The following is an 11,712-nucleotide window of genomic DNA, read 5'->3' on the forward strand; positions in this document are numbered from 1 at the left end:
GGTGTGCTGCTGCCCCCAGGCAGCACATTGTAGAGGCAATTCAGGGTGCACCCGCGTCCTGACATATTTTTATGATAGAAATCCGCAAGTTGCGGGAGATGAAGGGGGCAACTGACCAATGGATGCCATGTGGCGGTAATGAGCGAGGTCGATATCAGCCTCGGCGAGCTGGACCATATTCTGGGATTGCAGCAGGCCATTTGCGGCCTGGTGGCATCGGACGCACCTTATCTGGATGTGATTAACGAAGCCTGCCTGATGGCGGCACGCATGCTGCCGGGAGCCGTAGCAACCTGCATGCGGCTGAATGCTGAAACGGAACAGCTGGAGGTACTGGCAGCACCGGGTGTGCCTGAAGAGGGTATTCGACGCCTGCAAGACCTGAAACCCGGCCCCGGTAGTGGTTCGTGCGGCAATGCGATTTACGGTAACGCACCCGTGTTCGTCTACAATACCTTCAGCGACCCGCGCTGGCAGGATACCCGGCAGTTCGCCGTAGATTACAACCTGTGCTCCTGCTGGTCCGTGCCGATCAGAGATGAGCAGGGCAAGGCGATCGGAAGCTTTGCTCTGTCCTCGTTTGAACACCGTGAACCGTCCGGCTTTCACAAGCGTTTGCTGGACGTGGGGGCTGCGCTTATCTCGATCGTGCTGGTGCGCCATGCCGAACACCAGCAGGTGCAGATCGAGAAGGACCGCTGGATCACCCGGCTGGAAATCGATGCCCTGACGAGCCTGCCGAACATATCGAGTCTGACGGCGGCGCTCGCTAAAGCACCGGCATCGGCAGGTCTGATTCTGTTGAACCTGAACAACATGGGGTTGATCAATGCTCGCTATGGCGTGTCCATGGGCGACAAGCTGCTACAGGCCTTCGCTCGGGCACTGCAGCAGCTGGCCGGATCCGGCCGGCTGTTTCGCGGCAGTGCCGATCAGTTTGTTTTCCTGTATGAGGTGTTGGAACAGCCAGCCGCCGAATTGCAGCGCTTGACCGGATATTTCTTTAATCATCCGGTGCGGCTGGATACGCTGAGCTTTCATTTGACCTTTAACGCCGGTGTGGCCCTTCAGGGCGAGGGGCTGATGCGACGGGCCATGGTGGCGCTGAAACGTGCGCGAGACTGTGGCAAGAATGCGGCTCATATTTATGATCCCGAGACAGATGAATCGGATATGCGCCAGCAGGTGGATTACATTGGCTGGAATCTGCGCCTGCACGCCGCGTTGCGTAATGGCGGTATCAAGGCTTGGTTTCAGGGCATTCGCGACAACCGTGATGGCGTGATCCGTAAATGGGAAACGCTGGTGCGGCTGGAGCAGGATGGCGTTGTGTACGGGCCGGGAGCCTTTCTGCCGGTTGCCGAGTTGACCGGACTGATGCCTGCGATCACGCGTGAAATGGTGAAGCAGGCGGTCGAGCAGCTGACTCGGGTCGAGGGCTGCATTTCGATCAATATCACCGAAACCGATCTGGAGCTGGGTTACCTGCCGGAGTTTCTGGCACGAGAGGTGGGCGCACGCGGCATCGATCCGCACCGACTGATTCTGGAAATTCATGAAGGGGTCAGCAGTGGCAGCAAGGCGGCCTATGTCGACCAGCTGCAGCATCTCAAGCGCTGTGGCTATCAATTGGCCATTGACGATTTCGGCACCGAATATTCCAACTTTGAGCGCATCCTGGAGCTTGAGATTGACATGATCAAGATCGATGCCAAGTACATTCGCAATATTCACCAGGATGTCACCAGCTACGAGATTGTACGCGCCATTGTCTTCTTTGCTCGTAATGCCGGGATTCGCACGGTGGCGGAATTTGTCCACAGCACGGATGTACAGGATGTGATCGATTTCCTCGGTATTGATGAATCCCAGGGGTTTCTGTTCAGCGAGCCTGCACCGCAGCCGGACGGACACATGGAATTTCCAGACTCCGACAGGACGTAAAAAAGCTGGACAGGATCCCTTGCTTGCGTATTTAATTAGACGGTCGTCTAATTAATGCTTGGCCGTCCAGGTGGCGGCGCCGCTCAACCTGCAGGAGTAAGACATGTTCAAGGCCATAGTGCTCGATAAGCAATCCGACCAGCAGTCCGCAACTCTACAGACGCTGGATGAAAATCGGCTGCCCGAAGGGGATGTCCGGGTACGGGTGGAATATTCCACGCTGAATTACAAGGATGCCCTGGCGCTGACCGGCAGCGCGCCCATCGCCAAACATTATCCGATGGTGCCGGGTATCGACTTTGCCGGCGTGGTTGAAACATCCAGCCACCCGGATTTCAAACCGGGAGACCCGGTGGTATTGAATGGCTGGGGGGTTGGTGAGAAGCACTGGGGTGGTCTGGCCGAGAAAGCGCAGGTCTCCGGTGATTGGCTGATTCCCTTGCCGACATCCTTTACGGCACGACAGGCCATGGGAATCGGCACAGCCGGTTATACGGCGATGCTCTGCGTACTGGCCCTGGAAAAGCAGGGTGTTACGCCTGCAGCAGGTCCGATTCTGGTGACCGGTGCCGCTGGTGGCGTTGGCAGTGTTGCAGTTGCGGTGCTGGCCAAGCTGGGCTACGACGTTGTGGCGATGACGGGCCGTCCGGAAGAGGCGGATTTTCTCAGGATGTTGGGTGCCTCCAGCATTGTTGATCGTGCCGAGTACAGCGAAAAGGGTCAGCCGTTGGCGAAAGAACAGTGGGCCGGTGCCATTGATGTTGCGGGTGGCCAGGTGCTGGCCAATGTCTGTGCCGCGATGCAATATCGTGGCGTGGTAGCGGCCTGCGGGCTGGCGGCGGGCATGGCGTTACCGGCGACGGTGGCGCCGTTCATTCTGCGTGGTGTGACATTGGTTGGTATCGACAGCGTCATGGCACCCAAAGCCGAGCGTCTGGAAGCCTGGCAGCGCCTGGCCACTGACCTGGATATTGGCAAGTTGGAGCAGCTGATACAGGAAGTTCCGCTGGATCAGGTTATCGAGCAGGCTTCACGGATGCTGCAGGGCCAGATTCGGGGACGCATTCTGGTGCCGGTGATGGCGACTGAAGACGCATGAAAAAGCCTTCGGCGAAGATCTCCAGCGGGAGGGTGGAGGCTTCCAGTCGGGCCCTGAGTACGGCGCCCTCCCAGCCGATCCAGAACCAGGCGGCCAGACGGTCAGAGTCCAGATCGGACGCAATTTCGCCGGCTGCCTGTGCTTCACGCAGGCAGCGGGCCGTGCGTGCTTGCCAGTCGTTGAAGACCTGACTCAACTGTTGGCGGAAGGAAGGCGGCAGGACACCCGCTTCCTGGCCCAGGTTGCCGATCAGGCAGCCGCGTTGAAAGGCATGACGTTGTATGCCCTGCCCGGCATCATCGATGAAATGACGCAGGCGTTGCAAGGGAGCTTCTTGCGTGTTGAGCAAAAACCGGTCCAGCTTGCCGGCGAAGTAGTCCGCATAGGCTTCGATCAGGGCCTGTCCAAAGGCTTCTTTGCTTTTGAAGTAATGGTAAAAGGATCCCTTGGGAACATCGACTGAGCGCAGAATCGGGTCTATCCCGACGGAGGAATAGCCTTTTTCAGTGAGCAGCGCCAAACCCGCCTGTATCAATGCCTGGCGTGTTTCGGTGTAAGAGCGGCCACTGTCCTTGGGAGGACGGCCTCGGCGACGTACGGGCTTGGCAGCAGAGCGGATCGACATGACAACGTACGATTCAGGAATCAAACCGGATTATCAGGAATATTCGATCACGAGTCCAGATCACGAGCGGGGGGTTGGACTATCCTCGTTCGTCGGAGCGGCATCGGTGATCAGACGTTCAAGCTCGGCCTGCTGTTTGAGGGCACAGACTCTCAACTGATCCTTGCGCATCTGTTTGATGGCTTCCAGTGGATCAAGAGCCTCCGGCGAGGCGTCTGCCCGAGTGGGGGTGTTCAGTTCTACGGAATCGGCCACGGTCAATCTCCCCTGCATTTCATGGGTTGCGTAGTAACACAATTCTACCCGTTTTATTGATAACGGGGGCAATGGAGGCAAAGTGTGGTTCAGTGCTGCCAGATGGGTGTGGATAACCTCTAAAGCATAAGCCTGTTGATAAAAACCAAGAGTGATATGAGGCTGATAGTGATCGGCCGGCGCGTCTTCGGGTATCACTTTTGCCAATGCCTGACGTATGTATAACAGACTGTTATCCACAGGCTGTATGCCGAGCCAGGGGGCCGTGGTGAACGTGGAAACAGCGGTGGCTCGTAACTGGATTGCGGATAGCTCAAGCTGACGCAGGACGTGAGCTTGTTGCCGAGCCCGGTCAGGTGGGAAGTGTCGGTTATCCACAAGCCCGGCGGCAAACAGGGTGATATGGGGTTGGCGAACATAGCCAGGATGGAGAAACGGAGACAGGCGATGCTGAAGGTGGGCGAGTCGCTGTTGCCAGGCCTGATCATCGACTGGCAGTGTCCACACGGCGTAGTGACGGATACCGCGATGCCATTCGGGGAAGTCGCGCAGTTCCGTTGCAAGGGTATGAGTTGGACGCCGGTTCATCCTGCCGATCACCACAGTTCAATGTTATTGAGTGATGATCATACGCTTTTTGTGTGGGCTGTTGCCGGGAGCGTCGACACCGGGGTGCCGATCGCTCCACTCATCTGTTCTTATGACTCGGCGCTCAGTGGGCCTTGCGGGTGAATGAAGGGCCAGGGCGAGCTTTCCAGGCCACGCTCGGACTGGATCTCGATCAGGCAGGGCTGGTCGAGCGCGATACATTTTTCCAGCAATGGTTTGAGTGCCTGGGGACTGTCGACCCGGTAGCCACGTATGCCAAAACTTTCGGCGAGTTTGACGAAGTCCGGGGTTTTCAGTTCCGAGCCACTGAAGCGGCCGCCGAAGCCCATTTCCTGATCACGGCGAACATTGCCATAGCAATGGTTGTTGACGACGATACTGATCAGGCCGATGTTGAACTCGGCGGCCGTCATCAGCTCCTGCACACCGAACATGAAGCCGCCATCGCCACTGACAGAAACCACGGTCTTGTCCGGGTTGGCCACTTTGACACCCAGAGCCGTGGGGAAGCCGAATCCAAGAGTCCCCTGATAGCCGCCCTCCACATAGGTGCGCGGCTGATACACCGGCAGGCCGCCCACCCAGGTGGTGAAGCCCATCTGTGACAGCTCCGGCACGTAGAAGCCGTTGCGTGGCAGGACCTGGCGGATCACATCCAGATAGGCCATCTGCGGCTGGACGCTTTGCAATGCATTCCAGGCAAGGGTCTTGGCGCGGGCAATCTCGTCCAGACGGTCCGGATTCGGGGTGGCCTTGTCCAGCAGCAGATCATGCAATGCATGGCAGACCTGTGCCGAGTCTCCGATAATACCCAGATCCGGTGCGAAAATTTCCATCTGTGCCGGGTCGATATCAATGCGGATCAGCTGAGGACCACGGCCTGGTTTGCGTTCGTACTGCATGTAGTTACCCCAGCGCAGATAGGGCATCTCCAATCGTGATCCCACGCCAATCAGCAGGTCACAGTCGTCCCAGAGCTGGCGGGCGGCTACGGCAGACAATCCCAGGGGATGATCTTCGGCGACCACGCCGCGCCCGCTGCGGAAGGCCGTGACCGGAGCGTTCAGCAGTTCGGCCAGTGCCGTGACCGCTTCAGAGGCGTGCAGGGCACCGGCACCGCACATGATCATCGGCTTGCGCGCCTTGGCGATCATGTCGACTGCAGAAGCGAGCGAGTCCGGGTTGATGGCAGGGAGTGCTTCGAGAGCCGGTGCCGACAGGGGCGATACGAAGTCGCTCTCGGTGGCCATGATATCCCAGCACATTTCAACCGTCACCGGCCCCGGCCGACCGCTGCGCACGCTTGCATAGGCCTGGTTCATGACTGTGGCGGTATCTTCAGCCTTGTCGATATGGAAGGCTTCCTTGACGATCGACCCGAGTGTGCCGGCCTGGTCCTTGAGCTCGTGCAGATGACCGCGTCCCTGGCCAAGGAAGGGGCTGGGTACCTGTCCGGTCAGGCCCACAACCGGGCTGCAGTTGCCCATGGCGGTACACAGGGCGGCGGTGGTGTTGAGAATGCCGGGACCGGGGACCACGGCGAAGGTGCCGGTCTTGCCGGTGGACTTGGCATAGCCCATGGCCATGTAGGCCGCGCTCTGTTCATGGCGCGGTACGATCAGGTTGAGGTTGTGCTTGTAGATGCCGTCGAACAGGGGATAGATCTGTGCTCCCGGAATGCCGAAAACCGTATCCACGCCGTTGGCGACAGCGGATTCGATCATGGCTTCGCCAGCGGTCATTTTTTTCATGGTTGCTTTATTCATGACGCAGAAAACTCTTCTTGGATAACTAAACAAAAATCCGTTATGAGTTGTCTGGCCGCCCGTATCCACGGCTGCAGACGGCCGGGGAGCGGGTGCCGAGCCTTCGCTCGGACACGACTTTGCCGGGTTATCCATTTCGGTGCGGCTGCTTCAGGCGCACGTACAACATATAGGCAGGTGCGAACAGCGCATGGGTCTGAATATGGGCATTCAGCTCAGGCATTCGTGTGCACAGGCGCACGCATCAGCCGACAGGACAGCCGCAATCGAAAATGGAAGCATGGAAAAGCTCGGCCAGATCAGATCTGTCCGATGAAGCGGGGTGGGGGAATGGAAATGCCACGCACACTGCGTGACCAGTGTTGGCCGATTGAGAGACGCCAGTGTGTTTTGTGCATGGAACGATTGATCATGTCCTGCAACCATCATTATTTTTTCCTCACCTTAGCCGGTTCGGGATGATTAATCCAGAGACAAGAGCCCAGGGTGATCGGTCGATGGAGCGTCGGACATATGAGCTGCAGGGCGGGGACACCCTGCAGCGCTGGCGGGGTTGTCGCCTCCCAATGTGTTTATCCACGGGCGGATAACCGCCTGTTTTGATAGCCGGGGTCAGGGCTTGATGCGATACCCGGTGCGGAAAATCCACCAGACCGCCGTCAGGCAGATCAGCAGAAACAACAGCGTCATGCCCAGACTTAGTCCCATGTGCACATCAGCGACGCCGTAGAAGGCCCAGCGGAAGCCGTTGATCAGATACACCACCGGGTTGAACAATGTCAGTGTATGCCAGGGCTCCGGTAGCATGTTGATGGAATAGAACGCGCCGCCAAGGAAGGTCAGTGGCGTGATCACCATTAATGGAATCACCTGCAGCTGCTGGAAGTCATTGGCCCAGACGCCGATGATGAAGCCGAACAGGCTGAAAGTCAGTGCGGTGAGCAGCAGGAAGGCCAGCATCCAGACCGGGTGTGCAATGCTGTAATCGACGAATACCCGTGCGGTCAGCAGGATCAGCGCACCGATGATCAACGACTTGGTGGCGGCAGCGCCGACATACCCGGCCACGATCTCGAACGGCGACACAGGTGCGGACAGAACCTCGTAGATGGTGCCGGAAAACTTCGGGAAGAAAATGCCGAACGATGCATTGGAAATACTCTCGCTCAGCAGTGACAGCATCAGCAGGCCGGGAATAATGAACGCGCCGTAGCTGATCCCGTCGATCTCGCCCATACGTGATCCGATGGCGGTGCCGAAGACAATAAAATAGAGCGAGGTGGATAATACCGGTGAAATCACGCTCTGCATCAGGGTGCGACGGGTGCGGTTCATCTCGAACAGGTAGATGGCGCGAATGCCGTTGAGGTTCATTGATTCTGCTCCGGTTGATGAACGAGGCTGACGAAGATCTCTTCCAGAGAACTCTGTTGTGACTGCAGATCCTTGAGGTCGATACCTTCTGTACTCAGGACGCGCAGCAGTTCGGCAATACCACTGGTTTCCTGGTGGGCATCAAAGGTGTAGGTGAGCCGACCGCCATCCTCGCTCAGACTCAGGTTGTACTGGCCGAGAGCTTCCGGCAGTGTTGCCAGCGGAGTTTGCAGGATCAGGTGCAGCTGTTTCTGCCCCAGCTGCTGCATCAGGGTGTCCTTCTCTTCCACCAGGATCAACTCGCCACGACTGATGACACCGATGCGGTCGGCCATTTCCTCCGCTTCCTCGATGTAGTGGGTGGTGAGAATGACGGTGACGCCGTTGTCGCGCAAGCCGCGCACCATCTCCCACATGTCGCGGCGCAATTCTACATCGACACCGGCGGTGGGCTCATCCAGGAACAGGATGCGCGGCTCATGCGACAGCGCCTTGGCGATCATCACCCGGCGCTTCATGCCACCGGACAGTGCCAGCATCTTTGAATGTCGCTTATCCCACAGCGACAGCTGACGCAGAATCTTTTCGATATAGGCGGGGTCGGCCGGCTTGCCGAACAGGCCCCGGCTGAACGACACCGTATCCCAAACGCTCTCAAAAGCATCGGTGGTCAGCTCCTGAGGCACCAGTCCTATCAGACGGCGCGCCTGGCGATAGTCGTCGACGATATCGACACCATCGGCCAGCACCCGGCCCGAGCTGGCGTTGACCAGGCCGCAAATGATGCTGATCAGTGTCGTCTTGCCTGCGCCGTTGGGGCCGAGCAGGGCAAAAATTTCACCGCGCTGAATATCCAGATGTACGGATTTCAGGGCGGTGAAGCCGGAGGCATAGGTCTTGCCGACACCCTGAATTTGGATGATGGGTTGCACGGAGGCTCCTTGTCATTTTGTGGGTATAACACTGAATGAGTGTAGCCTGATCGGGTAGGGCGGGGCGATGCCGATGCACGCTTTCTATCGGAGGTAGAGGGACAGTGATGACCGTCGTTCGGAATTACGTGGCTGACGGTATCAGGCCTGCCAGGACTGGGGAGGTGCAAGGCAGGCTTTGATCACGACCGGCGGCGCCCAAGCAGCGCCAGGTATGACGATAGGTGACTCGATTCAGGCCTGAAACAGGAAGTTGGCGATCAGCTCCTTGCCGCCTTCGGTAGCGAAGGATTCCGGGTGGAACTGAATGCCGTGGATGGGATGCTGGCGATGCTTCACCCCCATGATCTCGAAATCACCGCCCCGATGGATGCGGGCATGGTCGGTAAAACTGTCCACAGGCAGATCGCCGACCACGGCGGTCACGTCCAAACACTCAGGCAGGCTTTCGGCCTCGGCCATCAGCGAGTGGTAACGCATGATCTCCAGCTGGTCCGGTGTATTGGCGAATACGCCCTCGGCGGTGTGGCTGATCGGGCTAATCTTGCCGTGCATCGGCAAAGGCGCTTTCACCACCTTGCCACCGAATACATGCACGATCCCCTGCATGCCCAGGCACACGCCCAGCAGCGGGATCTGCGGCCCCAGCTCGCGGATCACCTCGGCGCAGACGCCGAAGTAGGCCGGGTCTTCGGGAGAGCCCGGCCCCGGCGAGATGATGATCCGGTCCGGCGCGGCGGCGCGAACATCATCCAGAGTAACCTCGTTGTTGCGCTTGACCACAATATCAAAACTGTCCAGGCGGCCCTGATGCTGTTCCGTGTGCAGGATCTCGCCAATGTACTGGTAGAGGTTGTAGGTGAAGGAGTCATAGTTGTCGATGATATAGACCTTCATGCCTGTTCCTCCGATGTGAACTGATCCAGAACCTTCTTGGTACCGGCAAATTTACGCCGGATTTCTTCGTATTCGTCCTCCGGGTTGGAGTCATAGACATTACCGCCGCAGGTCTGCACATAAGCATTTTCGCCATTGGCAAAGACCGTGCGGATCGGAATGGCGAAGGCGCAGTCACCATTGAACGAGAAGTGGCCAACAGCGCCGCCGTAAGGACCACGTCCATCCGATTCCAGGTCGTCGATGATTTTCATCGCCTCAATCTTGGGCGCGCCGGTCAGTGTGCCGGCCGGGAAATTGCTGGCCAACGCCGAGAACATGTCGTGATCTTCAGAAATAATGCCGACAATCTCGCTGGAAATATGCTGTACGTGGCTGAACCGCTTAATATCCATCAGGCTGCGCACCTTCACGGTGCCAAAGCGCGCTACCCTGCCAATATCGTTGCGGTGCAGATCGACGATCATGTTGTGCTCGGCAATTTCCTTGGGGTCGTTGAGCAGCGTACGTGCAAACTGAGTATCTTCCACCTCGTTGGCGCCACGTTTGGTGGTGCCGGCCAGCGGGAAGGTTTCCATTTCGCCCTGGCGCAGACGGAACAGCAGCTCGGGGCTGGCACCGATCAGCTTTTGTTCGCCGAACTTGACGTAGTACATCTGCGGCGAGGGATTCACTTCGCGCAGCTGTTCATACAGGTTGATGCTGTCGCCCTCCAGACGGAAGCGCTTCTTGAAGCCCACTTCACACTGGAAAATCTTGCCGTCGATGATGTCCTGCTTCACCTTCATCACCGCCGCCGCGTGCTCGTCCTGGGTCATGGTTTCGCCCATAGGCGTCACGGTCAGCGGGCCGTTCACCACGGCCGGTTCGGCCAGAATCTGCTCGATCATCGCCATGCGGCTGTCATCATAATGGAAGTAGATCACTTCGCCGGTCATCTTGTCGAGGATCAGACCATCCTTGAACACGCCGAAACGGAACACATCGAACATTTCGCTGTGCTGCAGCTGCAGGCTCGGCTCGAAGTAGTTCATGCAGTCGTAGCCGATATAGCCGGTCAGGCCACCGGCGTACTTCCGCGAGATGATGTCCTGAGGCACGATTTCGCGCAGCAGGTAGTAGGGGTTATCGCTTGCGTAGCGTTGTACCTCGCCGTCACGGCCCTGCACATGTAATGCCCCTTCTGCCGCCCAGAGGATCTGCTCCGGGTCGAAGCCGATAATGGAGTGGCGAGAGAGGTGGCTTTCCTCGCCCAATGACTCCAGCATGAAGCAGTTGTCGAAGCGTTGCTCGATCTTCTTGAACAGGCCGAAGAAGTCGATATCCGCTGCCAGCGTCACGTAATGTGGTTTGCGAGGCAGCTCGATGCGGGCCGGTGTGTGGCTCATGATAATCCCTGTTGTTGTTTGATCTTCAGGGCGCGAGCGCCCCGAGTGACGGTCGCAATACCGACACCAAGCTGCTTGGCGATCTCCCGCTGGGGTATACCCGCTTCCAGCATGCGCAGAATTTGCAAACGGTTGCTGACCTCGGTCAGTTCAGCCGGGGTCAGCAAATCGCGCAGGGCCGTTTCAAGGGCATCGCGCTCCTGCATGCCGAGCAGGTGATCGAGTAGCTCATTCAAATAGGTTGTATTCATGCACTAGTACGTTATCAGAACGAAGGGTGGGGTCAACTGGTATTTTTGTGATTGAGGGTTCCGAGTGACATGTTCCGTTTCAGGGTAGTGTTCAGAATTCTGCACACTACCGCGGGGTGAGCCTAAAGCCTAACTGGATCTTTCCAGAGCGTATCCAAAGCCGGTGTCTGCTGACTGATCCTTGAGATCCAAACCGGTTTTGTACGCCGCTTTGAAGCGCGTTCACTTGATTAGCCGCTCCGCTGGCGTGCATCAATGCCCTGAGCCAGTGCGCTTACACCGGTCCTGAGCCTGAATCTAACTGGAGCCTGTGCAACCTGTCATTTGAATAGTGCCGGAGGCCGGTTAACCGATGAATGTCTAGCGCCCCTGACCACCCCAAGGAGCCGAACCGGTCAGGCCACGGTGTTCAACCGTGATAAGAGAGCCTCTATATGTGTTTGCTGTAAGTGCATGAACAGCCGACTCAGACAGACGAAGTAGTCGCCCTCGTTCAGGGTTTTGTATTGGCTGCTCATGCAGCCAATGAAAATACTATTGCCTATTGACACCGAGAAGGCTCATATGTGTTA

10 protein-coding genes are annotated in these 11,712 nt (G+C 57.8%); 2 read left to right on the forward strand and 8 right to left on the reverse strand.

Annotated elements, in window-relative coordinates:
• Positions 1–138: 138 nt before the first annotated feature.
• Together H1S06_RS15375 and acuI are read left to right on the forward strand one after the other, a co-directional pair.
• On the forward strand, positions 139–1,944 hold the full coding sequence (locus tag H1S06_RS15375) for an EAL domain-containing protein (RefSeq protein WP_181741803.1): 1,806 nt from the start codon (positions 139–141) through the stop codon (positions 1,942–1,944).
• Positions 1,945–2,047: 103 nt separating this feature from the next.
• Positions 2,048–3,043, forward strand: coding sequence for an acrylyl-CoA reductase (NADPH) (gene acuI, locus H1S06_RS15380; protein WP_181741805.1), 996 nt, complete (start codon positions 2,048–2,050; stop codon positions 3,041–3,043).
• Here acuI and acuR read toward each other — a convergent pair.
• The 8 genes from acuR to H1S06_RS15420 all read right to left on the reverse strand — a co-directional run bounded on the left by acuR (position 2,961) and on the right by H1S06_RS15420 (position 11,140).
• Positions 2,961–3,668, reverse strand: coding sequence for an acrylate utilization transcriptional regulator AcuR (gene acuR, locus H1S06_RS15385; RefSeq protein ID WP_181741807.1), 708 nt, complete (start codon positions 3,666–3,668; stop codon positions 2,961–2,963). The genes acuI and acuR overlap by 83 nt on opposite strands.
• A 60-nt stretch (positions 3,669–3,728) precedes the next feature.
• Positions 3,729–4,511 carry a 2'-5' RNA ligase family protein gene (locus tag H1S06_RS15390; protein ID WP_181741809.1) on the reverse strand — a complete coding sequence of 261 codons (783 nt, stop codon included), beginning with the start codon at positions 4,509–4,511 and terminating at the stop codon, positions 3,729–3,731.
• 110 nt (positions 4,512–4,621) lie between these two features.
• Positions 4,622–6,298 carry a thiamine pyrophosphate-dependent enzyme gene (locus H1S06_RS15395; protein ID WP_220183911.1) on the reverse strand — a complete coding sequence of 559 codons (1,677 nt, stop codon included), beginning with the start codon at positions 6,296–6,298 and terminating at the stop codon, positions 4,622–4,624.
• A gap of 612 nt (positions 6,299–6,910) precedes the next feature.
• Entirely contained in the window at positions 6,911–7,672 is a 762-nt protein-coding gene (locus H1S06_RS15400) for an ABC transporter permease (protein ID WP_181741811.1), read from the reverse strand.
• Entirely contained in the window at positions 7,669–8,604 is a 936-nt protein-coding gene (locus tag H1S06_RS15405; protein ID WP_181741814.1) for an ABC transporter ATP-binding protein, read from the reverse strand. The genes H1S06_RS15400 and H1S06_RS15405 overlap by 4 nt, the downstream gene beginning before the upstream one ends.
• A 234-nt stretch (positions 8,605–8,838) precedes the next feature.
• Positions 8,839–9,501: an anthranilate synthase component II gene (locus tag H1S06_RS15410; RefSeq protein WP_181741816.1), complete on the reverse strand. Its 663-nt coding sequence runs from the start codon at positions 9,499–9,501 to the stop codon at positions 8,839–8,841.
• Entirely contained in the window at positions 9,498–10,889 is a 1,392-nt protein-coding gene (locus H1S06_RS15415) for an anthranilate synthase component I family protein (protein WP_181741817.1), read from the reverse strand. Before H1S06_RS15415 ends, H1S06_RS15410 begins: the two co-directional genes overlap by 4 nt.
• Positions 10,886–11,140 (reverse strand): Trp family transcriptional regulator, encoded by a 255-nt coding sequence (locus H1S06_RS15420; RefSeq protein WP_181741819.1) that lies wholly within the window; start codon positions 11,138–11,140, stop codon positions 10,886–10,888. The genes H1S06_RS15415 and H1S06_RS15420 overlap by 4 nt, the downstream gene beginning before the upstream one ends.
• Between the last annotated feature and the right edge of the window lie 572 nt (positions 11,141–11,712).

The organism is Marinobacterium marinum (assembly GCF_013868415.1).
GTDB classification, from domain to species: domain Bacteria; phylum Pseudomonadota; class Gammaproteobacteria; order Pseudomonadales; family Balneatricaceae; genus Marinobacterium; species Marinobacterium marinum.